21 protein-coding genes and 1 pseudogene are annotated in these 23,536 nt (G+C 56.2%); 12 read left to right on the top strand and 10 right to left on the bottom strand.

Going from position 1 to position 23,536, the window contains the following annotated elements; genetic code table 11:
• Window positions 1–238: 238 nt before the first annotated feature.
• Window positions 239–1,231 carry a hypothetical protein gene (locus NPS58_RS02030; protein WP_075044228.1) on the bottom strand — a complete coding sequence of 331 codons (993 nt, stop codon included), beginning with the start codon at window positions 1,229–1,231 and terminating at the stop codon, window positions 239–241.
• Window positions 1,232–1,964: 733 nt separating this feature from the next.
• Between NPS58_RS02030 and NPS58_RS02025 the strand changes: the two genes are divergently transcribed.
• The 5 genes and pseudogenes from NPS58_RS02025 to NPS58_RS02005 form a co-directional block, all read left to right on the top strand.
• Window positions 1,965–3,431 carry a tyrosine-type recombinase/integrase gene (locus NPS58_RS02025; protein WP_054889346.1) on the top strand — a complete coding sequence of 489 codons (1,467 nt, stop codon included), beginning with the start codon at window positions 1,965–1,967 and terminating at the stop codon, window positions 3,429–3,431.
• Window positions 3,428–5,386, top strand: a complete 1,959-nt coding sequence (locus tag NPS58_RS02020; protein ID WP_144415473.1) for a hypothetical protein — start codon at window positions 3,428–3,430, stop codon at window positions 5,384–5,386. The genes NPS58_RS02025 and NPS58_RS02020 overlap by 4 nt, the downstream gene beginning before the upstream one ends.
• On the top strand, window positions 5,383–7,386 hold the full coding sequence (locus tag NPS58_RS02015; protein WP_143516620.1) for a hypothetical protein: 2,004 nt from the start codon (window positions 5,383–5,385) through the stop codon (window positions 7,384–7,386). The genes NPS58_RS02020 and NPS58_RS02015 overlap by 4 nt, the downstream gene beginning before the upstream one ends.
• Entirely contained in the window at window positions 7,383–7,766 is a 384-nt protein-coding gene (locus NPS58_RS02010) for a hypothetical protein (protein ID WP_075044227.1), read from the top strand. The genes NPS58_RS02015 and NPS58_RS02010 overlap by 4 nt, the downstream gene beginning before the upstream one ends.
• Before the next feature lie 246 nt (window positions 7,767–8,012).
• Window positions 8,013–9,011: pseudogene (locus NPS58_RS02005) on the top strand (alkaline phosphatase family protein); the annotation flags it as partial.
• A gap of 39 nt (window positions 9,012–9,050) precedes the next feature.
• Here the strand turns inward: NPS58_RS02005 and rssC are convergent.
• Window positions 9,051–9,533: an anti-sigma factor antagonist RssC gene (rssC, locus tag NPS58_RS02000; RefSeq protein ID WP_013971741.1), complete on the bottom strand. Its 483-nt coding sequence runs from the start codon at window positions 9,531–9,533 to the stop codon at window positions 9,051–9,053.
• Complete coding sequence (rssB, locus tag NPS58_RS01995) at window positions 9,530–10,714, bottom strand: two-component system response regulator RssB (protein WP_274113137.1); 1,185 nt, start codon at window positions 10,712–10,714, stop codon at window positions 9,530–9,532. The genes rssC and rssB overlap by 4 nt, the downstream gene beginning before the upstream one ends.
• 270 nt (window positions 10,715–10,984) lie before the next feature.
• On the opposite strand from rssB, the gene NPS58_RS01990 reads away from it, so the two are divergent.
• A complete protein-coding gene (locus NPS58_RS01990) occupies window positions 10,985–11,284 on the top strand; it encodes a PilZ domain-containing protein (protein WP_274113135.1) in 300 nt (99 codons plus the stop codon).
• Between the two features lie 80 nt (window positions 11,285–11,364).
• On the opposite strand, the gene ltrA is transcribed toward NPS58_RS01990, so the two are convergent.
• Window positions 11,365–12,786: a group II intron reverse transcriptase/maturase gene (ltrA, locus tag NPS58_RS01985; protein WP_003253430.1), complete on the bottom strand. Its 1,422-nt coding sequence runs from the start codon at window positions 12,784–12,786 to the stop codon at window positions 11,365–11,367.
• A gap of 474 nt (window positions 12,787–13,260) precedes the next feature.
• Window positions 13,261–13,968: an MlaA family lipoprotein gene (locus NPS58_RS01980; protein ID WP_274113133.1), complete on the bottom strand. Its 708-nt coding sequence runs from the start codon at window positions 13,966–13,968 to the stop codon at window positions 13,261–13,263.
• A gap of 195 nt (window positions 13,969–14,163) precedes the next feature.
• Between NPS58_RS01980 and NPS58_RS01975 the strand changes: the two genes are divergently transcribed.
• Together NPS58_RS01975 and NPS58_RS01970 are read left to right on the top strand one after the other, a co-directional pair.
• On the top strand, window positions 14,164–14,733 hold the full coding sequence (locus NPS58_RS01975) for a phosphonoacetaldehyde phosphonohydrolase-related protein (RefSeq protein ID WP_274113131.1): 570 nt from the start codon (window positions 14,164–14,166) through the stop codon (window positions 14,731–14,733).
• A gap of 124 nt (window positions 14,734–14,857) precedes the next feature.
• Window positions 14,858–15,121, top strand: coding sequence for a DUF4404 family protein (locus tag NPS58_RS01970; protein ID WP_028945945.1), 264 nt, complete (start codon window positions 14,858–14,860; stop codon window positions 15,119–15,121).
• Between the two features lie 48 nt (window positions 15,122–15,169).
• On the opposite strand, the gene queF is transcribed toward NPS58_RS01970, so the two are convergent.
• A complete protein-coding gene (gene queF, locus NPS58_RS01965; protein ID WP_274113128.1) occupies window positions 15,170–16,000 on the bottom strand; it encodes an NADPH-dependent 7-cyano-7-deazaguanine reductase QueF in 831 nt (276 codons plus the stop codon).
• A 68-nt stretch (window positions 16,001–16,068) separates the two neighbouring features.
• Window positions 16,069–16,563 (bottom strand): cupredoxin domain-containing protein, encoded by a 495-nt coding sequence (locus NPS58_RS01960; RefSeq protein WP_274113126.1) that lies wholly within the window; start codon window positions 16,561–16,563, stop codon window positions 16,069–16,071.
• Between the two features lie 156 nt (window positions 16,564–16,719).
• Here NPS58_RS01960 and NPS58_RS01955 point away from each other — a divergent pair, with 156 nt between their 5' ends.
• Together NPS58_RS01955 and NPS58_RS01950 are read left to right on the top strand one after the other, a co-directional pair.
• On the top strand, window positions 16,720–17,400 hold the full coding sequence (locus tag NPS58_RS01955) for a heavy metal response regulator transcription factor (protein WP_274113124.1): 681 nt from the start codon (window positions 16,720–16,722) through the stop codon (window positions 17,398–17,400).
• Complete coding sequence (locus NPS58_RS01950) at window positions 17,397–18,755, top strand: heavy metal sensor histidine kinase (RefSeq protein ID WP_274115337.1); 1,359 nt, start codon at window positions 17,397–17,399, stop codon at window positions 18,753–18,755. Before NPS58_RS01955 ends, NPS58_RS01950 begins: the two co-directional genes overlap by 4 nt.
• Before the next feature lie 84 nt (window positions 18,756–18,839).
• On the opposite strand, the gene NPS58_RS01945 is transcribed toward NPS58_RS01950, so the two are convergent.
• From NPS58_RS01945 to NPS58_RS01935, 3 genes are all read right to left on the bottom strand, one after another.
• Window positions 18,840–20,084, bottom strand: a complete 1,245-nt coding sequence (locus NPS58_RS01945) for a lipoprotein-releasing ABC transporter permease subunit (protein ID WP_274113122.1) — start codon at window positions 20,082–20,084, stop codon at window positions 18,840–18,842.
• A 72-nt stretch (window positions 20,085–20,156) separates the two neighbouring features.
• Window positions 20,157–20,840 carry a lipoprotein-releasing ABC transporter ATP-binding protein LolD gene (gene lolD, locus NPS58_RS01940; RefSeq protein ID WP_177431073.1) on the bottom strand — a complete coding sequence of 228 codons (684 nt, stop codon included), beginning with the start codon at window positions 20,838–20,840 and terminating at the stop codon, window positions 20,157–20,159.
• Window positions 20,841–20,847: 7 nt separating this feature from the next.
• The gene (locus NPS58_RS01935; protein WP_274113119.1) at window positions 20,848–22,098 is read right to left on the bottom strand and encodes a lipoprotein-releasing ABC transporter permease subunit; all 1,251 of its coding nucleotides are present in this window, start codon (window positions 22,096–22,098) and stop codon (window positions 20,848–20,850) included.
• A gap of 94 nt (window positions 22,099–22,192) precedes the next feature.
• Here NPS58_RS01935 and NPS58_RS01930 point away from each other — a divergent pair, with 94 nt between their 5' ends.
• Together NPS58_RS01930 and NPS58_RS01925 are read left to right on the top strand one after the other, a co-directional pair.
• The gene (locus NPS58_RS01930; protein ID WP_274113117.1) at window positions 22,193–22,780 is read left to right on the top strand and encodes a PilZ domain-containing protein; all 588 of its coding nucleotides are present in this window, start codon (window positions 22,193–22,195) and stop codon (window positions 22,778–22,780) included.
• A gap of 27 nt (window positions 22,781–22,807) precedes the next feature.
• Complete coding sequence (locus tag NPS58_RS01925; RefSeq protein WP_274113115.1) at window positions 22,808–23,530, top strand: glycerophosphodiester phosphodiesterase; 723 nt, start codon at window positions 22,808–22,810, stop codon at window positions 23,528–23,530.
• Window positions 23,531–23,536 lie beyond the last annotated feature (6 nt).

Genomic DNA, 23,536 nt, shown 5'->3' with positions numbered 1-23,536 from the left:
TGGGTTTTCGGTGAGTGGGATAGAGGCTATTTTGAGCTGCCAAAATCGAGAAGCGAGGCACATAGGGAGCTACCTGCAGCTTTCAATTCGACTCTGCAATAGGTCAGCATTTGGTCGCCTGCTTTTGAGCGTGGACCAAGGGCTGATGCTAATGGCATCGGTATCCTAACCACCCTGGCTGGCAGGTTGGTAAAAACTGCCAGTCAGGGCTTAACGATGAGGCGCCGGTCGAGGCAGGTTAAGAGGCGATGCGAATGCCGTTCGCCGAATATTTTTGCTTCAACGCCAGATCGATTTCGGCGACATATTTTTCAGGGTTCATGCTGCAGGCTTCACCCATAAGCTGGTAAATCGCTTTTACCGTTTCAGCGCGGACCTTTTGGTTGCTGACGACCTGGATTGCCAACTGTAAATTCGCCGGCTTGCGGAAATCCTCCAACAGCTCAGACTGGCCGTGTAACTCGCGCTCGATGGTCTCCAGGGTCGCCACTTGGCTAAGCGCAGCTTCCGCAAGCTCCAACTCCACTTGGTTCAATCGCGCCTTGTTGGGGACAGCTTCGAGCTGCCGACGTAGATTCAAAAGCGTTTCCTGATACAGCTGCTGATCCAGTTGCAGCCACAGGCCCAGCCCTTTGAACTGACCGAAGGAATGCGCATACCAGCCGCGCTCCTCATATGGCTTCCCCGTTTCGTCTTTCCCCTTCTTGATGATCAGGTATTCCCAAGAAACCTCTAATGCATTCCGCTTCCAGCGATCAAGCAGAGCACGACGTACTTCAATGGGGAGTGCTTTGAGAGTCTGCATAGCTGAGCTGTGCAATTTTCTGTACTCGATACTCGCAGCGCGGGTCCGGACAATGAGGCTGTCCCGCTGGTTGAGCATTGTCTCGATCTTATGCCGACGTATGTTCTGCCGCTCAGTAGCGCTTAGCCGCTTGAAATCGCCTCTGACCTGTTCGTCATCAAGACCCAGATGATTGAGTGCGCAGCAATTCCCTATCAATACCTTTGAATCGTCGTGCAGCTCGACCACAAAGCCGTGCTGATGCAGCTGGGAACAGCGCTTCCCGTTTTTCTGGTATTGGCAGCTCGCCTCAGGGCGAATCAGCCGATATGGCCGCAGCGGGTTTCGATACTGCTCCTTCGTTAGAGTGCAGTCTGGGGCAATCTCGTACAGAGATGACAGTTCATCAAGCGTTCTGATTTCCACAATGCCACGAGAGAGAGACATCAAATCCTCCTGCTGGGTCAGCTGTCCATAGAACTGTATATTAACCCAGTAATCTCACGGTGACATCATCTTGTATGGTTGCATGACGCGCGGCACGTCAATCAGATGCGGAGACGTCGGGACCACCGAAGTTTGAAGCCAATGGCGGTAGTCGAGTTACGGTGAGTAAGGATCAGCTGGAGCCAATCCTGGCGACAGTGCACACGCTTCTGCAGGCTGAAGGCGCTGACAATGTCGCACCAATCGTACGTCAATATCCGGCGCAAGCTGAACTGACCGCCCCATGACAATTGGAATGGAGGTACGGAAATCTAGGGGATCCAATTCAGAATCCCTGCCTAGGAGGTCGCCCGTCTGAGGCCAGGCGTAGTCAGTTTGAGGAACAAATAACCGCTAGGCTCCAGAATTTTGCAACTCCATCAAACCTTAGCACTCGATCATACTATCGGAAAGAAAATTCTGATAGACAAAATTTATTTAACGCAAAATCTTCACGGTATATGATGGCACGGTGAGGCGGCCCCCGTTAAGAGGATATGGACGACCTTACTTTCCATAATATTCTAATTGGAGAGTAAGTGTGTCGTCTTATCTTTATTTCCCATATAAAACCTACCAAGCTAACACCCGAACAGTAGAGCGAATCAGCTTATCAGGGTTGATCCTTGGTCTTTATAAACAAAGCTGCATAACCACCCAAGAAAGTAATTTTTCAGCGCCGTGGTGATTATGCATGACTAATCAAAATCAAAAATTCAAAGGCAACAGTTGCCGCTATGAATCAAAAGCGCGAAGAGTTCTAATTCCTGAGTTCTTTCTGCTAGAACTTAAAAGCATAAACATAGACTTCCCCCTCGACTCGACGAAGGCGCTGGACGATATATTCACACGCAGCGAAAGTGGTTACTACCCAAACTTTCCAGTTTTAATACAGGGTAATGGTGAGCCATGGCTCATCGGAAATCTTTACCTGACGACGAAACTAGAACGTGAGCCTGGATATGAGTCGAAGACATACAGAGGTATTGCGGACCACTTACTTGACTATCTGCGCTTCCTGGAGGATCAGAAACTTAATTTTCTTCACTTTCCGGAAAATGATCGTCTGAAAGTGACATATCGATATAGAGAGCAATTACTGAACTTTGTGGATAATGCAGAACTCTCAACAAGCACAGCAAAATCCAGAATTAACGCTGTAGTTAATTTTTATGACGCCATCACAAAGTGGGGCTTAGTAAACCAGCCATGCGGTGACGGCATAGCTTTCACGAGAATCAACAGAGAGCTTTTCGTTAAGACTGAGTACGGAGCTGCCGGAAAAGTAAAGATTTCCTCTCATAACCTATCCCTCAAGGGAGGATCTAAACAAAGCTGTGCCGAGTACATCAAAGATGACGAGGAACTTCGCCCATTAACCACCGACGAGCAAGCTATCGTTCTAAAAACGTTACATCACTCCTCGCGTGAATATCAGCTTATATTTTATCTTGCTCTATTTACGGGCGCACGCATCCAGACAATTGGTACCCTCCGAATACGAGATTTTGAAGGCAGGCTCGACTCCGATGGAAATTTAAGGCTCGCCATAGGCTCTGGAACCTTAATAGATACAAAGAAAAATAAAAAAATGACACTATTAGTCCCAGGCTGGTTAGTGAAAGACATAATTATTTATAGCAGGTGCCCTGAAGCTATTAAGCGGCGACTACGCTCTTATTACGGAGACTCCAAAGACAACTATGTTTTTTTGAGCAAGAGTGGAATTCCTTACTACACAAGCAGGCGAGAAATATCGAGCAAAAGCCAGAAAATGTTCACATCGAACGGGAATATGAGCCGCAGAGCGCAGCAAGTAAATATACAAGACGGAGCCGCCCTTCGTGTTCACATCCAGCAAATACTTCTTCCCAGAATATTTCGCACTCATCCAAATTTCAAAAAATTCAAATTCCATGACTTGCGCGCCACATTTGGAATGAATCTTATGGAAAGCCAAATTAAGCATTTTGGCAACACGAGCACAAATTATGCAATTGAACATGTCCAGCAGCGCATGGGGCACACAAACAAGAACACCACATTACAATACCTAAACTACAAGACAAGAATGGAGTGGAAAAAAAGCATCCAGCATGAATTTGAAGAGGAGCTCTTCAAGCATGTTCTCACTAGCATCTCGGGAGAGCAGATAAAATGAAACAGACTCTCATCCAGAGAAAGACTATGGAATTCCTGCCTGCTGATGACAACGTACATATAATGCGACCTGAGCTTTCAGTTCTGAACGTATTCAATAAATACGCTTCGTGCTCGCGCACCCTGGATATTGGCTCACTGTGTTATACAAAGAGAGGCAGTAAACTCCCTCAGCACTTAAGCTGTCCCGTTGACCTCGCCTCGCTAGATAAACATAGGATACCAATAGCGCGCTTCATGCTTGAAGAATTAAGCAGAAGGCCAGCCAGCACCGCAATTGGAATGTTTGGTGAATTCTCAAGGTTTATGGATTGGATTGACGCACAAGAACAAGCATACGAATTCAATAATTTAGCATCCATGCGAAGCGCTTACTTCGCATATACTGCCAATCTATTGATGCGGGTAAGAAAATCAGGAATTAACGACAGCCCGATCAAGCTAAGCACCGCATCATCATACCAACGTGCAGCGCGCTTCATAATAGCGTCGACCACAGAGCTAAGCGAGAATGAAATAAAAGGCTTTGCGACTTACATCACTCAAAGCCGAGATAACTCTAGACATATCAGTCTTGAGCTCCCCGACTCAGATACTCAAGCGAGGACATTCGCAACGTTAGTCTGCTACGTAGAGGAAGCCTATCGCGTGCTTGTGGAAGGCGCTCCGCTTCCCTTAAAGATAGTTTCGCCAGACAACCCTACATATTATCTTTGGTCCGTCCACTTCGCTTCAAGAAATCCTGATCATTTTTCTATCGCCAAGCTATTAGAGTCATCACCTCACTTTCCTTCTTGGCCCGATGTCACACGTCATTATGGGCTGGACTGGCGGGCCGCAACGACGGTGATTGAGAGATCCCGTTTCGATCAAACGCGCTATCGCATAGAAGATCGGAACTCCGACTTACGATCATTAACAAGAATCCGTTTAGGTATCCACGCAATTACAGCCGGATTTCTTGCGTTCATCGCGGCTACTGGTTGCAATACGAGCGTCGCTAAACAACTCCGCCTTACTTCCTTAGAAATCGTGCCTACAACGCAAGGTAAACGCATGTCCGGGGTTAAGTATAGGGCTAAGGGAAAGACAGTGCTGCCCGAGTTCGGAGCGCGCTTCTCATCGGTATTTGACAAGCACCTAAAGATTCGTGACTGGCTTATCGCTAATGAAAAAACTGATTTAGCATTTCCGATACCTGTGAGTACACACCGAAGCAGAGATAGTATCTCTGTTGTTTCGACATCCGCTTTAAGGGCGTTCAAAAAACACCTTGGAATGATTCTTCCGAATACGGTATGGATTAATCCAACCCAGTGGAGAAAAAATATAAGCTATCAATATATAAAGCTTAGCGGCGGAGATATGCTGCTGACGGCAGAGAAACTTGGAAACACGGAGGAGACTATACGCCAAAGCTATAGTCGTCCCGCCTTGGAAGATTACGTAAAGGAAATGACGAGTTTTTTTGAGGCAATGCACCAATCAGCAATCGACAGAACGCGTTCTGCCTCAAAAATTCCAGTAATTATTTTAGACGAATCAACACATGACAGCAAAACTAACATCGGCGCTTGTACGAAAAAAGCGCTGACTGAACCCGAGCATGCAAATGGTTTTACTCATCATGCTCCTACCCCCAATTGTCAGTCTCCAGAAACCTGTATCTTCTGCACCCACTATGGAGTCCATGCCGACGACCAAGATATACGACGTTTACTTTCCCTTCGCTACATCATTGAAATCACAAATGACAACGACTCTCCCGACCCAGTACTATCTTCAAGCGCCCCCACAAAACATAGAATCGATGAAATATTATCAGAGATCGCTGACACTGGACGATCATATGCCGACAAGATAACAGAAATAAATTCGGAAATAGCAACGGGCAAGCTCGATCCATTCTGGGCAATCCATTTTGACACTCTTGTCGTACTTGGGGCCATTTCATGAGCATCATCGCATATCTAGAACTTTCATCTATTGACCCCCATCAACTACCAGACCATCGCGCAGAACCTTCAGACTATTTCGATTTAGATCGAAACTTTGTTATTTCCCGAACTAAAGATGGAAATATTCTATCAAAATACGGAGAGAACATATGGAACCTTAAAACATACGACGCAAAGGGACGTTGCGTTTACAACTTTTCAAGCTGGCACTCTGGAGAAGATACCTCAATCGCTAGAGAAATCACCGAAGAGATGAAAAAAATTCAGATCTCTCGATTATTCCTCTATCACAAACCTCGAAGGCCAATTTCGATCACTCTGATAGAACTAAGGAAATTTGCTAAACTAGCTTTAAAAAATAGACTTACACTCTCCGAACTATTTGAAGAGCGCAATATGCGCAAGATCTTGCTCCCAAGTTACTCACACCTTAGCGCAAAACAAATGTTTCTTACCTTAGGATTAATAAAAGAACTTTACTATATAAGAGCAAAACATGCTCAGCTCACCCTAGGTCCAGCTAGTTTCGAAACCATATCGCTAATGCAGGCTATGTATGACAAACACCCGAAAGCGCAGAGAGACGCCCCGCAGCAAACCAAGTTAATTCCTTCTCGACTTTATGCCACACTACTAATTCTACTACACTCTGAACTAACAGATTTCAATACTAAATCTGATGCCATCATTGAACTGTACGCGAGGCGAATTGAAGATCCAATGTATGGATCTCCACTACGTCGAGCAAGAAAGCATAAAGCCATTTCTTGGCAGGATGCTTCGAGCGCTCTAGACCTTGATGCTTTTTTCTCAAACAAATCCATTAGCAACTGGAAAGCGCTTAGCAGTTACATTGGAGAGATTCAATGCGCTGCGCTCTACTGGGTGCATTTATTTAGCGGAATGCGACACAATGAAGCCAGGCACCTACCCGCCGATAGCTTAACAACAATATCAGCTGGCGGGACCGCGATTAGCATCTTACGTGGATACACTTCAAAAATCGGCAGTCAAATCCATACTGATACATTCTGGGTTACATCCAAGATAATTCAAATAGGCATAAACTCTGCCCTGAAGATTGGTGAACTCTGCGCAAAACTCTTCAAGTACGACAGAACAAAAATCAATAGCTATCCTCTTTTTCCAGCCTTAAAGAAAGTCCAACAGATAACTCGAGCATATGATGGCGCACCAGTAATATCTCCTGCCTGCCATGCACGCACTCTCAAACGCTTGCTTGCGCGATGGCCCGACATGCTCGTGCGTGAATCTGATATCAGAGAACTAGAACAATTTGACGGTTTTCGGGACTGGCGTAACGATTCAGATGTGCTTTTAGCAGAGCCTTGGCCGCTTGCAACTCATCAATGCAGGCGTTCATTAGCTGTTTACTGCGCGCGATCAAAACTCGTTTCAGTGGGCTCCCTGGCTGTGCAATTTAAACAATTCACAGAAATGATGGCTTCATATTACCGGCGCGGCAGCGCTTTTGCTGTTAACTTCATCAAAACTGATGACTCGTTGCAACTGATGGATGAATTGGAAACCGAACGCCAAATGGCGCAATTCCTTGACTACGACGCTGACATAATCAACTCCAACAACCTCTTATGGGGAGGTGAGGGCAATCGAATTCAAGTCGCTAGAAACAAAGGGCGCCCTCTCATCATTACAACTGACAGAGCCGTTACTGAGCAAAAATTCAGAACTGGACTAATGGTATACAAACCAGGCCCTCTTGGCCACTGCACAAACATTGAGCCATGTGACAAGATTTCTTTTACAAATATCCTTCGCGCTTGTGCCGGATGCGAAAAATCAATTCTTGATGATCACAGTTTAAGGAAAATTAAAACAGGCATTACAACACTCAAGCGGGGGCAAAAAATGTATGAATCAGGCTCCCCACAATACATCCAATTACAAAATGAAATTGACGCCACCTACGAAAGTGTAAAGGGATATGGTCTACTGAAAAAAATGGAGGATTTATGAGCAGCAATGAAGATTATTTTTCGGCATTGAAACGAATTATCGAAGGCAAGACCCGTATTCTTCCAGCAAAATCTTCTATAAACAAGGACACCGTTGCTCTGGAAGCGGGGCGAAAGCGAGGATCCATAAAAAAAAGCAGAACCGAACATAGTTCAATAATTGCAGCGATCGAAGCTGCTGCAGCCCAATCACTTAACGCCTCCAAACAAACCCTCAACCCCGACAGCTTAAAGCAAAAAAACAAGACAAACCATGATGAAATCAAGAAACTAAAAAAAGACTATGAACAAGCCCTATGCCAAATTGTTTCACTTATACATCAGAACCACTCGCTCAGAGCAAAACTTCTAGCACTTACTGGAGATTCCAGTGAAACATAATGACTCAATCCTGACAAATGCCAAATCAGACTAACCAACCGGAGGCTTTGGCGAATGCGAAATCCCCCACCATAGGTAGGCTGCAACGGAATGCTTTTGTACTAGCGCAGATTCCCGTAGCGAGTGACCACTGCTCTGAGCGAGGCAGAGCCCCTATGGACAATTCTGTAAAAAATGTCCATATTTGAGCTAGTCCATATGGACTAGCTGTGATTTCGACGGAAACGCTGCATTTTCTAGCTTCCAGTTGCTGTCCATACTCCTCAGGCTTCCGACTGTGATACTCATGACATCACTGACGACTGGAACTTGTCGGCGCAGTGGGAGGAGACCGCCTACGGTCATCCCTTCTCCAAACGCATCATCGGCAATGCGCTGCTGGCCTACCTGCTGTGCCAAGGCTGGGGCAACGACCCCGACGCCTGCCGCGAACTGATCCCCCAGTGCCAGGCATTGAGCCAGAGCGCACTGGCCGACCGAGCCCTGGATGCTTCGCTGCAAGATGCCCTGATTGACGATGTGCTGTGCTTCCAGGGCTGGCAGTTCGTGCTGCCGAGCAACCCGCCACTGCTGGTGCTCGACACCCGCACCCGCCGCTGGCGCAGTGAAAGCAACTTCAAGAAACCATCCGGCCTGCTCGACTGGGAAGCCCTGAGCGAGTTGCAGCAGGCCTTGCTCGACCACCCTTCGGCCATCATCGTCTCGCCTGCCCCCATCTTTGGCGTCAAGCTGATCGAGACGGTGCAGCGGGCGTTCAGCTGGCTGGGGTATCCACTGCTGGTCGATGCCGAGAACTGGATGGCCCATCGCGGCGCCGCACAGGTGATCCTGAATATCTTCCGACACTCCCGCACACCGGGGCACTACGTGGTGCTGTCGGGCGATGTGCATTATTCCTTCGTCTACGAAGTGCTGATACGCCACCGCCAACGCAGCCCGCACTTGTGGCAGATCACCAGCAGCGGCATCAAGAACGAGTTCCCGCGGCGCCTGCTGGATGTGTTCGACCGCCTCAATCGCTGGCTCTATGCACCCCGCTCACCGCTCAACTGGCTGACCAAGCGGCGCGAGATGGAGGTTATTCCACGCACGCCCGCGCACTGCAAAGCCGGCGAGCGACTGTGGAACAGCGCAGGCCTGGGCCAGGTATTTTTCAATGAACAAGGGCAGCCGCAGCAGATATTCCAGCTCAATGCCAATGGCGCTGCGAAAACGGAGTTTCCGCCAAGGGCAACGACGGACTAGCCAGGAAAGACAGGCGCCAATAGGCGCCTGTTGGGCAGGTCAGGTTCGCTCGAGGGCGTTGACCAGGTCGTGAAAGGCTTCGCGATTGGAGTCGTTCAGGCCCATGAGGATCTTGTGGGCCTCCAGCACCTTGGAACGCACTACGTCTTCGTTCTGGTCCTGGGAAGGCAGGTCGGTCAGGCACTCCGGGCAAGGGATCGGCCGGTCGACGATGTTGAACACCTGGTCGAAGCCCATCGACTGCAGCAACCGGGAGATATCCGGATTGGTGGTCACCACCGTCGGCAGCAGCCCGACCTTCTGCCGCGACAGGATCGAGAGTTTGGCCAGCAGGCCCAAGGTGGTGCTGTCGATGCTTTCGGTTTCAGTCAGATCGATGACGATCGCCGAGAAATTCAGCGCCGTGAAGATCTTTTCAATCGTCGCATCCAGCGCCGAACACAAGGTCAGGCGCACTTCACCGACAAACTTCAGCACAAAGGTGCCGCTCTGCTCGGCGAACTGGATTCTACCCGTACTCATTGAAGGTTCCTGCTCAACACCAATAGGGCGATATCATCCGGCATCTCCCCAAGCGTAGCCAATCCGAATCGTTGGCGCAGCCCATCCAGGCTGCCCCCTGCGGCCTTGATGATTTCAGGCAGGGCCGCTTCTTTATCTTTGAGTGTTTCTCCAGGCAAAAGGTCCAGAATGCCATCAGAGAGCAGCGTCAGGCTGAACTGCGGGGGCAACTCCAGGACATGATCCTGGTAGGTCGCCTCTTCGAACAACCCGACCGGCAAACCGCGGCCTTCCAGATAATGAGCCTGGCCCGGCGTATAGAGCACGGGCAACGGCAAGTGGCCGCCAATGCTGTAGGTCAAGATGCCGGTGTCTTCGTCGATGACACCACCGACCATCGTCACATGCTTACCCATCTTGCAGTTGATCAGGCCGCGGTTGATGTGCCCGAGCACTTCCGACGGCTTGAAATCACGCAGGGCCGCGCTGCGCTTGAATTCGAACAATAGCCGGGTGGTCATGAACTTGAGCAGCACCGTCACGAATGCTGACGAAGCGCCATGCCCGGAAACATCTGCCAGGTAGAAGGCGATACGTCGCTCATCGACCCGGAAATAATCGGCGAAGTCACCCGACAGGTACAGCGACGGAATAATCTGGTGCTCGAACGACAGTTCGTCGGCAACCCAGGGGCTTTCCGGCAGCATGTTCATTTGCACCTGCCGCCCGGCCGTCTGGTCCTCTTGCAACAAGTGCAGGCTGGCTTCCAGTTCGCGGTTGGCGGTTTCGAGCTTTTCCCGGTAACGCTGGTTTTCCAGCACCAGGTGGGCCCTGTCCAGCGCACGGCGCACCGAATGCTCCAGTACCGCGAGGTCTTCCAGGGGCTTGATCAGGTAATCGGCAGCGCCCAGGCGCAACGCCTCGACCGCATCGTTCATGACCCCTGCGCCGGAAACCACGATCACCGGCAACTCGGGGGCGCGCTCGGTCACCTGGCGAATCAGCTCCAGTCCGCCCATTTGCGGCATGCGCAGATCGCAGATCACGAGATCGGGCTGGTGCTGTTCGAAGACCTGGAGGCCCTGCTGGCCATTACTCGCTTGCAGGACACTGAAACCACTGTCTTCAAGGTAGGCGGCGAGACTCGCACGTACGACGTCGTCGTCATCGATTATCAGCAGCGTTGCACTGGTTTTCTGCATGTGGGCAAACGGCGCCAGAATTAGGTTGGCGTAGGCGGCTCGACAAGGCTTGAGCACGCATACTGGATTCGCTTCTAGCCACTCTTCTATGAGTTGTAGGACAAGACAGGCTGTCCGGCAACTAGCAGAGGTGCCCTGTAAGGCGCAGACGGTACTCCCATCCGCCGGGCGTTTCAAGGGTACGCCGATGCCCGCCGCTGCTCTTTACAGGCTAAAGAGCCGGGAGTTATAAAAACCCTTCGAACCGCAACGCAATGGAAGGATGCCGGTATGACCTCAACGCATACGGACTACAGCGAGAAACGCGACTTCATACGCATGAAGGTCGATGCGGGTGTCAGCCTTATCCATGCGGGCCAGGTCGTGGCAGCCACCTGCCTGGACCTCTCCAGCAGCGGCATGCAGATTCAATCACCTCGTCAGTTCAAGGTCGGCGACAAGCTCGAAGTGCATATCGACTCCGAGCACCCGGCGCTCAAGGGCCTTCAGGCCAGTACCGAAGTTGTATGGATCGCCGACCAGCCCCAGGGCCAACAAAAACTCGGCCTGCGCATCATCACGCTGATCTGAATCTGCAGGATCGAGTAGGAGGCGGATTCACACCCGCCGTCCTCTCACACCACCGTGCGTACGGTTCCGTACACGGCGGTTCAGGTTACGCGGCTAAGCCGGTTAATCGTATCCAGTATCGAGACCAGCCCGAGCCGGTCCCACAGTTTCTTTGGCAGCGCGTAGTTCATATGTTGCGCTCCCGAATTCCACCATGGACCTCGGCCATTGAAGGCTGACTTGTTGGCACGCTCCTCGCTCAACCCCAGGCGCATCAAGTTTCTCAGCCTCGTGGGAGGCTGCTTCCATTGACGCCAGATGACGCAGCGGAGTTTGTGCCTGACCCAACCATCCAGTTCCTCAAGCGGCCGCTTGCTCTGGCTGAGCTTGAAGTAGCTAGCCCAGCCTCTCAGGACGGGGTTGATCCGCTCGATGACAGTCGCCATTTTGCGAGCCCGTACGCTGCGCAGCAGCATTCTGAGCCGGTCGCGTAAGCGGTCTAGGCTCATCCTTGCCACGCGCAGCCTTGGCTGCTGGTGCCAGCTTATCCCATAGCCTAGGTAGTCGCACTTCCACGCCCTTGCCACTTGGCTTTTCTTCCTGTTCACCGTCAGCTTCAGACGTTCTCTCAGGAAGCGCTCGACGCTGACCAACACCCGTTCGCCGGCCCGGGGACTGCGTACATAGATGTTCGCATCATCGGCATAACGTACGAAGCGATGGCCCCGTCGCTCCAGCTCGCGGTCGAGTTCGTCGAGCAGGATGTTCGACAGCAACGGCGAAAGCGGGCCGCCTTGCGGCGTCCCCTCCTGCCGTGGGCTGACGACACCGCCCGACATGATCCCGGCTTCAAGGTAGCGGCGGATAAGCCTGAGTACGCACTTGTCTTTGATCCGACGTTCGATGCAGGCCATGAGGATGTCGTGATTGACCCGATCGAAAAACTTCTCCAGATCGAGTTCCACGCACCAGCGGTGTCCCGCTGTCACATGAGCACGAGCCATCTCGATGGCTTGATGCGTACTTCTGCCCGGACGAAAACCATAGCTGTAGTCCGAGAACAGTGGGTCGAAGATAGGTGTGAGCTGCTGCTGCAGTGCTTGCTGGATCAGGCGATCCACGACGCTGGGGATTCCCAGTTGCCGTGTGCCGCCCTGCGGCTTGGGAATTTCAACCGCTCGCACTGCTTGGGGCTGGTATTCACCGGCCAGTAACCTGGCCTTGAGGGTTGGCCAATACTGTCTCACGTAGCCCGCCAAGTCAGCAACCGTCATGCCATCGGCACCCGGTGCTCCCTTGTTGCTGACCACGCGTTGATACGCACGTCTGAGGTTGGCCGGTGCAAGCACCCGCTCCATCAGCGTGTCCGGCTCCGCGTTCGTCCACGTCACGGACGCCGTCGATACCTTTGCACTGTCAGGCGTCACCCTCGGCTTCTGGCCGGAGCTCGGGATGACAGTTTCCGCTGTGGGAAATTTCTGCATTACGGTTACCAACGAGACGGCGACGCCTACTGGCGGCATAACCTGTTCGGCCCTTGGTGGCGCGGTTAACCGCCACTTACTACGGCTTCGGCTGACTTCTGCACGCTCATCCCGTCGCCTTTCGACGCGCGGTAGCACAATGGCAAACGTACAGATCTCCCAGGGTAATTCGCGCGACCTTCCTGCTTATGCCTGTCGGATCTACGTCACAGCGTTCCGTGCAAGTATTGGGCTTTGGCGATTTGTGCCACCTCACCCCGCTGTGCCGCCTCTATCCGCTTCCTGTTCGTCAGGCCAGCATTTTGCCTCGGGCTTCCTTCAGATTCGCGGTCACCCGCGACACCCTTGCCTCCGGCTAACACTTCCCCTTGCCGGGTGTGTAGAGGACTTTCACCTCCAAGTCACCCGCTTGGCCACCACAGCCAAGCGGGTTGCGCTTACGCGCAACGCGCCATGCCTGGCGCACACAAAAAAAGGCGACCCCGAGGGTCGCCTTTTTCAGGAGCGCGAGGCTTAAAAGTCGTCCACGACTTCGCCGTCTTTGACCTTGTACTCGCGGTTCTGCAGATAAGCGTTGCGAATGAACACGTATTTGTCGCCACTCACCAGTTTTTCTGCCGAGAGCAGGCTGGCACGGGTATCGACCACATCCACGGCGATCGCCGTGTTGCGGGTCGGCACGTGGTCGATGTAACGGTAGGGTTCGGTGTAGGTATCCGGGTACTTCGCAATGGCATCACGCACAGTGCTCGGGCCGAGCAATGGCAGCATCACGTAAGGGCCGCTGCCCACGCCCCAGTAACCCAGCGTCTGGCCGAAGTCTTCATCGTTGCGCTGCAGGCCCATCTTGGTACCGACATCAAAGAAGCCGGCCAGGCCGAAGGTGGTGTTGACGATCAGGCGCGCGGTGTCGACACCCGCCGCATGCGGCTTGAGCTGCAGGACGTTGTTAGCCAGGTTGGTCACGTCCCCCAGGTTGCGAAACATATTGTGAATGCCGTCTTCGAGGAACTGCGGGGTAACTGCCTGGTAGCCCTTGGCCAGCGGCTTGAGCGCATAGGTGTCGACCGTGTCATTGAACCTGAAGATCGGGCGGTTGATGCTCTCCCAGGGATCTTCTTCGGTAGCCGCCTGGGCCGCGCCGAGCGGCGCCAGCAACAAGCCTGCACAGACACAGGCCCGCGCCATCCGATCGATCACATCTGTACCGATCCTACGCATAGAGTTACTCCTCGACAGTCACAGCGCCAAGTGCCAAGCACCTGGCGTTTAAAAGGAAACAAGTATAAAGGGTCTTCCAGTGATAACCAGCCTGACACATCCGAGGTCATGAAATTGTGAACAACCGTATCTGGGTGACGTAACCAGAACGTAACAACCCGCGCGTAGCCTGAAGGCTATTTCAGGGACGTTGCCATGCCAGACTCCCCCGCTTTTACCGCATTACTGTTCGGCCTGCGCAGCTGCCTGGTCGAAGCCAACAGTCCCTCGAACACCCCGCAAGCCACACCCGGCGCCCTGCAGACCCTCGACTGGTTGAATCAGCAGAGGGTGCCCTGCGCCTGGCTGGACGAACTGGGCGGCGCCGACGCCGAGCGCATGGCCAGCCCATTGCCTGGCTGGATCAAAGCCCAGCACTGCACCCCCGCACCCTGGCCAGCACCGGACGCCTGCTGGCACGCGCTGATGACCCTGAAGACGGGTACGCTGGACGGCTGCGTGCTGGTCAGCGGAGAGCCGCGCCTGCTGCAATCGGGACTCAATGCCGGCTTGTGGACCATCGGTCTCGCCACCTGCAGTTCGCTCTGTGGCGTCGACCGCCAGCAGTGGCAGGCACTCAGCGCCCAGGAACAGGAACGCAAGCGTGGCAATGCCACCCTGCAACTGTTCGCGCTGGGCGTGCACTCGGTGATCGATCACCTCGAATCGCTCGGCGATTGCCTGGCCGATATCGCCCAGCGCCGCCTCAAAGGCGAAAAGCCCTGAGGCAGGGGCCTTGATCCGGGTCATGCAAAGCCGCCGGCAGTGGATTACTCTAGTAGGCAAGACAGGGACCTTTCGCCCACTGGTGGGGTCCATGACTGTGCCTATTCATAGAGGGAGATCACCCATGCCTGCCCGCGAACTGCAAGAGCAACTCAACGCCCTGCGCGAGCAACTGGAGCAAAACCCGCCGCTTTCGGAAGAAGAGCGCGTCCACCTGCATGAGTTGATGCAGCAGATCGAGGCCAAGATCGAACTGGAGGCCGTCACCCCGGACAACAACCTCGTCGATGGCGTCAACCTGGCCGTGGAGCGCTTCGAAGTCGATCACCCGGGCCTGACCGCCACCTTGCGCAATATCGTCCAGAGCCTGCAAAGCATGGGCATCTGAACACTTCACCGCAATAAGAAAGCCCCGCCATCAGGCGGGGCTTTTTCGTTACTGGCGAACCAGGCGCAGGTTCGGCAGCGTTACCGTCTCGGTGCTGCGGTAGGGGTTGATGTCCAACCCGCCACGGCGCACATAGCGCGCGTAGACCGTCAGGAACTCGGGATTGAGCAAGCGCTTGAGGTCCAGGTAGATCCGCTCGACACACTGCTCGTGGAAGTCCGCATGCTGACGGAAGCTGATCAAGTAGGTCAGCAGGCTGGCATGATCCAGCGCGGCGCCGCGGTAGTGCACGGTGACGCTACCCCAGTCCGGTTGGCCGGTGACCGGGCAGTTGGACTTGAGCAGATGGCTGTGCAGGGACTCCTCGACGATACGGCTGCTGTCGCAGCGCAACAGTTCGGGCTGGGGCTGCTCGTAGTTGCTGATACTGACGTCCAGGTCATCGATGCACACGCCCGGCAATGCCACCACGCCCTGCCCTTCGACCTCGGCCAGGCTGCGTATCCTTACCGCCACCGGTTTGCCGGCTGCAGCAGACAGGTCTTTTTCAAGACAGGCCTGCAATGCGGCACTCGACTCGAATGCGGTCTGGTTGAGCGAGTTCAGGTACAGCTTGAACGACTTGGACTCGATGATGTTCGGCGAGTCGGCGGGAATGGCGAACTCGCCAATGGCGACCACCGGCTTGCCCGAAGGCAGCAGCCAGGACAGCTCGAAGCAGTTCCAGAAGTCCACCCCTTGCCACGGCAGGGTCTGGGCACTGACACCCAGCTCGGCCCACTTGGCGGCGCGAGGGATCGGAAACAGCAGCGAGGGAGTGTACGTAGCGATGTATTCGCTGGATTTACCCAGCGGGGAGTGCTCGGCGGCGGGATGCATGGCTCAAACCTGAAGGACGAAATGCGCCTAGTTTATCGGGTTTGTGCCATGCGTTGGGTATTGGGCTGTTATTGGCCGATGGTCAGTTTGCCGACCATGCCAGCCTGGTAGTGACCGGGCACGTTGCAAGCGAATTCGATAGGGGTCGAATCGCTGAAGGTCCAGGTCAGTTCGCCACGCTTGCCGGGCTCGACCATTACGGTGTTGGGATCATCATGCTTCATGCTGGCACCCTGGTGCATATTGCCGTGCCCCATGGCCGCGTGGTCCATCTGGCCCTGCATGGCAATCATTTCCTTCTGGTGCCTGGCATGCATGACGGCATCACCCAGGCTGAACTCATGCATCACAGCGCCCTTGTTGACCAGCACGAAGCGTACTGTCTCTCCAGCCTTGACCTGCAGGCTGCGCGGTTCGTAATACATATCGCCCATGACGATTTCCACGGTACGGTCGGCCTTTGCAGCGGGCGCGGGTGTACCAAAGGCAAAGGAATGCGCCGGCGATGCCAGTGCTGGCAGGCTGAACAGCGCCAAGGCACCTGCGAAAATAACGTGTTTCATATCAGGCCCACTCCAGGGTTGCGACGAATCAGGCTTAACTGTAGAAAACCGGCGCTGGCAGCTACCTGACAAAAAGATTACAACTTTGTCAGCTTGGCCATCCGCAACACCCGGCGCGGTATAAACACCCGGCAACCCACGTCCAAGAGCCTCCCGATGAAACTGCTGATCGTCGAAGACCAGACCAAAACCGGCCAGTACCTGTGCCAGGGCCTCAGTGAAGCAGGCTTTGCCACCGAGCTTGCCGCCGACGGCAACACCGGCCAGCACCTGGCCCTGACGGGCGACTACGACCTGCTGATCCTCGATGTGATGCTGCCCGGGCGCGATGGCTGGCAGATCCTGCAGGCTGTGCGCGCCGCCGGGCTTGAGATCCCGGTGCTGTTTCTCACCGCCCGCGACGTTGTGGAAGACCGTGTGCACGGCCTGGAGCTGGGGGCGGACGATTACCTGGTCAAACCCTTTGCGTTCTCCGAGCTGCTGGCGCGGGTGCGCAGCCTGCTGCGCCGTGGCAGCAACCCAACCCAGGAAACCAGTCTGGGCCTTGGCGACCTGCGCCTGGACCTGATTCGCCGCCGGGTGGAACGCGCCGGCCAACGGATCGACCTGACCGCCAAAGAGTTCGCCCTGCTCGAACTGCTGCTGCGACGCCAGGGTGAAGTGCTGCCAAAATCGTTGATCGCCTCGCAGGTCTGGGACATGAATTTTGACAGCGACACCAACGTCATCGAAGTGGCCATTCGCCGGCTGCGCCTGAAGATCGACGACAGCCACGAACACAAGCTGATCCACACCGTGCGCGGCATGGGCTACGTACTCGAAGAGCGGGCGGCCTGATGCGTCGATTGTCCCTGGGCAGCCGCCTGGCACTGCTGTTCGCCGCTTGCACGGCAGCGGTGTCACTCACCGCCGGTGTGCTGTTCAGCCGCGCCAGTGAAAGCCACTTCATCGAGCTGGACCAGCAACTGCTCAACAGCCGGCTGTCCGTGCTGCGGCAGATGCTCGACGGTGTGCACGACTCGGCCAGCCTTGCCCCACGCCTGGGCGACCTGCAGTCGGAGCTGAGCCACCAGGCGGACCTGGCCGTGCGTATCCGCGGCAAGGATGGCCAGGTGTTGTTCGACAGCCAGGCAGGATTGCCCGACTCGCCCCAGGTACCGGGCTTGAGCACCCTGCACAGCACCAGCAGCGACTACCGCAGCTTGTGCGTGAACCTCGACAGCGACGACCCGACGTCCGCCCAGCTGACCCTGTTTCTGGACATCACCCACCATCAGCACTTTCTCCAGCGCATGCAGCAGTTGATCTGGCTGACCGTCGGCCTCTCGGCCCTGGCCACGGCCTTGCTCGGTGCCTGGGCGGCGCGCAGCGGCCTGCGTCCACTGCGGCAAATGGGCGAAGTGGCCTCCAAGGTGTCGGCACGTTCGCTGACCACCCGCCTGCCCGAGGGACAGATGCCGCTTGAGCTGGAGGAGCTGGCGCAAACCGTCAACGCCATGCTCCAGCGCCTGGACGACGCCTTCCAGCGCCTGTCGGCATTCTCCGCCGACATTGCCCATGAGCTGCGCACGCCCCTGTCGAACCTGCTGACCCACACCCAGGTCACCCTCACCCGCCCCCGCGACCTGGACGAATACCGGGAAGCCCTCCACAGCAATCTCGAAGAACTGCAGTGGATGGCACAACTGGTCAACGACATGCTTTACCTGGCCAAGGCCGACCACGGCCTGCTGATGCCAAGCCGTCAGCACCTGAACCTGGCAGAAGAAGCGGACGCACTGATCGAGTACTACGCCCCGCTGGCCGAAGACGCTGGCGTCACCCTGGCGCGCGATGGCGAAGCCAGGCTGGAGGGCGACCGGCACATGCTGCGCCGGGCCTTGTCGAACCTGCTGGACAACGCCCTGCGTTTTACCCCGGCGGCCGGCGAGATCCGCGTGAGTATCGAAGTGAAAGAAAGGCAGGTGCGCCTGCAAGTGGCCAACACCGGCAAGCCGATCGACCCGGCGCTGCTGCCCCGCTTGTTTGACCGTTTCTACCGCGCCGATCCGGCGCGCCGTGAAGGCAGCAGCGAGCATGCGGGTCTGGGACTGGCGATCACCCGTTCGATTGTGCAGGCCCATGGAGGGACCATTCGCGGGGAGTCGTCGGGGGGCTGGACGCGGTTCGTGATTGAGCTGCCGATGGCCTGATCAGCCAGCTTGGGGGGAGCGGGCTTGCCCCGCGACCCAGGCAATCTGCACTGGCCTCTCGCGGCAAGCCCTCTCCTACCCGCGTTACTCGTAACGCAAGGCGTACGCCGGTTCTACCTGCGAGGCGCGCCAGGCCGGGTACAACGTCGCCAGGAAGCTCATCACCAGGCCGGCACTGCAGATCAGCGCCACATCCCCCCACTGCAGCTCGGACGGCAAACTGCTGATGAAGTACACATCGGAGGTGAAGATGTGTTGCCCGCTGACCCGCTCCAGCCAGCCGACGATCTGACTGACATTCAGCGCAGCGATCACCCCGAGCACACCGCCGATCAAGGTGCCGACGATACCGATCAAGGTACCCTGGACCATGAAGGTGCCCATGATCTGCGCAGGTGTGGCGCCGATAGTGCGCAGGATGGCGATGTCCGCGCCCTTGTCGTTCACCACCATGATCAGCGTGGCAATGATGTTGAACGCCGCCACGGCGATGATCATCAGGAGCAACAGGCCGATCATGGTCTTTTCCATCTTCATGGCACTGAACAGGCTGCCCTGGGTGTGCGACCAGTCATCGGCGCGGTATTGCTCGCCCAGCCCGGCGGCAATCGCCTTGGACACCTGGGGCGCGCTGTACAGGTCCTTGAGCTTGATACGCACGCCCTGCACCTGCCCCGGCTGCCAGCGTTGCATCTGTGCAGCATCGGCCATATGGATATAGGCCATGGAACCATCCAGCTCGGCCCCCACCTTGAACACACCCACCACGTTCAGGCGCTGCATGCGCGGGGTGATGCCACCGGGTGCACTGCTCACTTCCGGTACGATCAAGGTCAGCTTGTCGCCGACGTTCAGGCGAAAGCGCCGGGCCGTGATCTCGCCGATCACCACCCCGTACTCGCCCGGCTCCAGGCTCTGCAGGCGACCCTGGACGATGTGCTGGCCGACGATCGATACCTTGCCCTCCTGGGCCGGATCGATACCGCTGACCTGGATCGGCTGCATCGCGCCCTTGTAGGAGAGCATGCCCTCCATCTCGGTCAGTGGCGCTGCGGCGATCACTTGCGGGTTCTTCAGCGCCGCCTCGGCCGCTGGTCGCCAGTCATCCAGTGGCTTGACACCCAGAATGCTGGCATGCGGCACCATGCCCAGGATCCGCGAGCTCATTTCACGCTGGAAGCCGTTCATCACCGACAACACCACGATCATCGCCAGCACGCCCAGGGACAGGCCGATCATCGAGGTCATGGAAATGAACGAGATGAAATGGTTGCGGCGCTTGGCGCGGGTGTAGCGCGCGCCGATGAAGATAGACAAGGGTCTGAACATGAATGGAAGCACCCAGGTAAAGAAAAGAATCAAGGTGCCCGTCTTGCTTGACGGGCACTTTGCACGCCTAGATCAGATCGGCACCAGGTGCCCGTCTTCAAGGCGCAGCACACGGTCCATCTGGCGCGCCAGGTTGAGATCGTGAGTCACGACCAGAAAGGCCGTTTGCGAGGCGCTGCTCAGTTCCTGCATCAGGTCCTGGATGCCCTGGGCGGTGTGATGGTCGAGGTTGCCGGTGGGCTCATCGAGCATCACCAGGCCCGGACGATTCACCAGCGCGCGGGCGATAGCCACGCGCTGGCGCTCACCGCCCGACAGCTCGGCCGGCTTGTGCGTCAGGCGATGCCCCAGCCCCACACGCTTGAGCAGCGCTTCGGCGCGCTCACGGGCCTCGGGAATGGCGGTGCGCCCGATCAGCAGTGGCATGCACACGTTCTCGAGCGCCGTGAACTCCGGCAGCAGGTGATGGAACTGGTAGACGAAGCCCAGCGCGCGGTTGCGCAGCAGGCCGCGGGCACGCTCGTTGAGGGCCGACAGTTCTTCTCCGGCCAGCCAGACGCTGCCCTGGGTGGGTGTATCGAGCCCACCGAGCAGGTTGAGCAAGGTACTTTTGCCCGACCCCGAACTGCCGACGATGGCGACCCGCTCGCCGGGATGCAGCTCCAGCTGCAAACCGGACAACACCTGCACCGACTCCGGGCCTTCCTCGTAGGACTTGCCCAGGTTGCGGCAACTCAGCACTGCTTTATCACTCATGCCCAACTCACTCATAACGTAGCGCCTCCGCAGGCTGGGTGCGTGCCGCACGCCAGGCCGGATACAAGGTGGCGAGGAAACTCAGGACCAATGCCGCACCGCACACCATCCACACATCCTCGGCCATGACCTGGGATGGCAGGTAGTCGATGAAATAGACGTCGGCATTGAGAAACTTGTGCCCGATCAGGGTCTCGATGCCCGCAATGGCGGCGCTGACATTGAGCGCGGCAAAGATGCCGACAAGCGCACCGATCAAGGTGCCGACCACACCGATCACCGTACCCTGGACCATGAAGATGGCCATGATCTGCCCGGGGGTCGAGCCCAGGGTTCGCAGGATGGCGATGTCGCCCCGCTTGTCGTTGACCACCATGACCAGGGTGGAAATGATGTTGAACGCCGCCACGGCGACGATCAGCAGCAACAGCAGGCCGATCATGGCCTTCTCCATGCGGATCGCCTGGTACAGGTTGCCGTGGGTACGGGTCCAGTCACGGGCATAGAACTCTTGCTCGCCCAGCTTCTGGGCAATGTCCCAGGCTGCGCGTGGGGCCTGGAACAGGTCATCGAACTTCAGGCGCAGGCCCTGGACCTGGTCAGCCTTCCAGCGGTGCAGGCGCGACAGGTCCGACAGGTTGGTCAGGCCCAGGTAGCCGTCGATTTCACCGGCCCCCACATGGAAAATGCCCACCACGGTAAAGCGCTTCATGCGCGGGAACATACCGGCCGGGGTCACGGTCACCTCGGGGGCGACGAAGGTCAGCTTGTCGCCGATGCCGACGCCCAGCTTGGCCGCCGCCTTGTCACCGATCATGATGCCGAAGTCGCCCGGGGCCAGGTCATCGAGCTTACCCTCGCGGATGAAGTTGTCGATGATCGAGACCTTGCGCTCCTGGGCAGGGTCGATGCCATTGAGCAGCACCTTCTGCACCTTGCCCTCATGGGTGAGCAGGCCTTGCATCTGGGTAAAGGGCGCGACGGCCACCACCCGTGGGTTCTGCTTTACTTGAGCGGCAAGGGCAGGCCAATCGTTGATGGGCTGGCCGGTTTCCAGGGTGGCATGGGGCACCATGCCCAATACCCGGGTGCGCATTTCATGATCGAAGCCATTCATGACCGACAACACCACGATCATCACCACCACGCCCAGGGCGAGGCCGATCATCGAGGTCAGGGAAATGAACGAGACGAAGTGGTTGCGACGCTTGGCACGGGTGTAGCGCGTACCAATGAATACGAAGAGAGGTCTGAACATGTCGGGGCTTGTTCGGGTGAAAGAGGAACGTCCTTGTGGCGGGGCTTGAATAGCAGCTTTACACTCAGACCACCGCCGCTACCATGGGTTCGCCATGTCGACACTAGATGAAGAAGATCGCCGCGAATACTACCGTATCGAGGACCGGATCGCACTGGAAATTAGCCCGTTGAGTGCCGCTGAAGCCCTTGACTCAGACTTGTTGCAAGATGATTCGCCACTCTTCAACCTGCTCAGTGAACTGCACCTGAGCGAGTTCGAATCCCAGCACCTGCTACGCCAGATCAGCGAAAAGGATCGTACCCTGGCAGCGTTTCTCAAGGCCCAGAACAAACGCATCGACCTGCTCAGCGCGGTGGTTGCGCAAACCCTGCTCGGCCAGCTCAACGCACCCCAGCCTGTCGTGTTGTCCGAAGGCGGTATCGAGTTCACCCAGGCCCGGGCCATTGCCGCTGGCAGTCGGATTGCCGTGAAGATGGTCCTGATGCCCCAGGCCCTGGGCCTGCTGCTGCGCGCCAAGATCACCCACTGCGACCAACAGGCCGACGGCCAGTACGCGATAGGTAGCGAGTTCGTCGAGATGACCGATGCCCAACGCCAATTGCTGGCCCGCTACATCCTGCAACGGCAGGCACAACAACGTCGCCAGGCGCTGGACCAATCCAACCCGAGCGTTTCCTGAGTTTCACTCTTTCTTGAAGGAACAAACGTGACCCAGATTTATGGCCACCGCGGCGCCAAGGGCGAAGCCCCCGAAAACACCCTGACCAGCTTCCAGCAGTGCCTCGGGCACGGCGTGCGTCGCTGCGAACTGGACCTGCACCTGTCGGCCGACAACGAGCTGATGGTGATTCACGACTCGACCCTCAAGCGCACCACCGGACGTAGCGGCAAGGTGGTCGAGCACACCGCAGCGGAGCTCGTGACCTACGACGCCCGCAAGGGCTGCCCCGAATGGGTATCGCCCTGCCCGATCCCGCGCCTTGAGGAGCTGTTCGAAAAGTGCGATTTCGAGCATTGGCAGCTCGAGGTCAAGAGCGCGTCGCGCACCCGCGCCGTCACCACCGTGCTGGCCATTCGCGAGCTGGCCCAGCAGTTCGGCCTGCTCGAGAGAATCACCATCACCTCCAGCTCACGGGAAGTACTGGGCGCTGCCCAGGAGCTGACGCCGGATATCTCGCGGGGGCTGGTGGCCGAAAGGGCCTGGCTCGACCCACTGAAGGTCGCCCAGAACTATGGCTGCAACTTGCTGGCGTTGAACTGGACGCTGTGCACCCCCGAGCGCCTGATCAAGGCCCAGCGCCAGGGGTTGCACGTGTCGGTGTGGACAGTCAACGAGCCATCGCTGATGCGCAGGCTCGCTGACTTCGGCGTAGACAGCCTGATTACAGACTTTCCCGGTTTGGCCAGCGCCACCCTCGAGAATCGCTGAAATCGG

It is taken from the genome of Pseudomonas putida (genome assembly GCF_028682455.1).
Classification (GTDB): domain Bacteria; phylum Pseudomonadota; class Gammaproteobacteria; order Pseudomonadales; family Pseudomonadaceae; genus Aquipseudomonas; species Aquipseudomonas putida_AA.
This window is presented reverse-complemented; position numbering and strand designations above follow the sequence as displayed.

Bases quoted from the DNA above. Each gene is read 5' to 3' on its own strand.
- NPS58_RS02030 (WP_075044228.1), bottom strand. From the start codon at position 1,231: ATGTCTCTCTCTCGTGGCATTGTGGAAATCAGAACGCTTGATGAACTG.
- NPS58_RS02025 (WP_054889346.1), top strand. From the start codon at position 1,965: ATGACTAATCAAAATCAAAAATTCAAAGGCAACAGTTGCCGCTATGAA.
- NPS58_RS02020 (WP_144415473.1), top strand. From the start codon at position 3,428: ATGAAACAGACTCTCATCCAGAGAAAGACTATGGAATTCCTGCCTGCT.
- NPS58_RS02015 (WP_143516620.1), top strand. From the start codon at position 5,383: ATGAGCATCATCGCATATCTAGAACTTTCATCTATTGACCCCCATCAA.
- NPS58_RS02010 (WP_075044227.1), top strand. From the start codon at position 7,383: ATGAGCAGCAATGAAGATTATTTTTCGGCATTGAAACGAATTATCGAA.
- rssC (WP_013971741.1), bottom strand. From the start codon at position 9,533: ATGAGTACGGGTAGAATCCAGTTCGCCGAGCAGAGCGGCACCTTTGTG.
- rssB (WP_274113137.1), bottom strand. From the start codon at position 10,714: ATGCAGAAAACCAGTGCAACGCTGCTGATAATCGATGACGACGACGTC.
- NPS58_RS01990 (WP_274113135.1), top strand. From the start codon at position 10,985: ATGACCTCAACGCATACGGACTACAGCGAGAAACGCGACTTCATACGC.
- ltrA (WP_003253430.1), bottom strand. From the start codon at position 12,786: ATGCCGCCAGTAGGCGTCGCCGTCTCGTTGGTAACCGTAATGCAGAAA.
- NPS58_RS01980 (WP_274113133.1), bottom strand. From the start codon at position 13,968: ATGCGTAGGATCGGTACAGATGTGATCGATCGGATGGCGCGGGCCTGT.
- NPS58_RS01975 (WP_274113131.1), top strand. From the start codon at position 14,164: ATGCCAGACTCCCCCGCTTTTACCGCATTACTGTTCGGCCTGCGCAGC.
- NPS58_RS01970 (WP_028945945.1), top strand. From the start codon at position 14,858: ATGCCTGCCCGCGAACTGCAAGAGCAACTCAACGCCCTGCGCGAGCAA.
- queF (WP_274113128.1), bottom strand. From the start codon at position 16,000: ATGCATCCCGCCGCCGAGCACTCCCCGCTGGGTAAATCCAGCGAATAC.
- NPS58_RS01960 (WP_274113126.1), bottom strand. From the start codon at position 16,563: ATGAAACACGTTATTTTCGCAGGTGCCTTGGCGCTGTTCAGCCTGCCA.
- NPS58_RS01955 (WP_274113124.1), top strand. From the start codon at position 16,720: ATGAAACTGCTGATCGTCGAAGACCAGACCAAAACCGGCCAGTACCTG.
- NPS58_RS01945 (WP_274113122.1), bottom strand. From the start codon at position 20,084: ATGTTCAGACCCTTGTCTATCTTCATCGGCGCGCGCTACACCCGCGCC.
- lolD (WP_177431073.1), bottom strand. From the start codon at position 20,840: ATGAGTGATAAAGCAGTGCTGAGTTGCCGCAACCTGGGCAAGTCCTAC.
- NPS58_RS01935 (WP_274113119.1), bottom strand. From the start codon at position 22,098: ATGTTCAGACCTCTCTTCGTATTCATTGGTACGCGCTACACCCGTGCC.
- NPS58_RS01930 (WP_274113117.1), top strand. From the start codon at position 22,193: ATGTCGACACTAGATGAAGAAGATCGCCGCGAATACTACCGTATCGAG.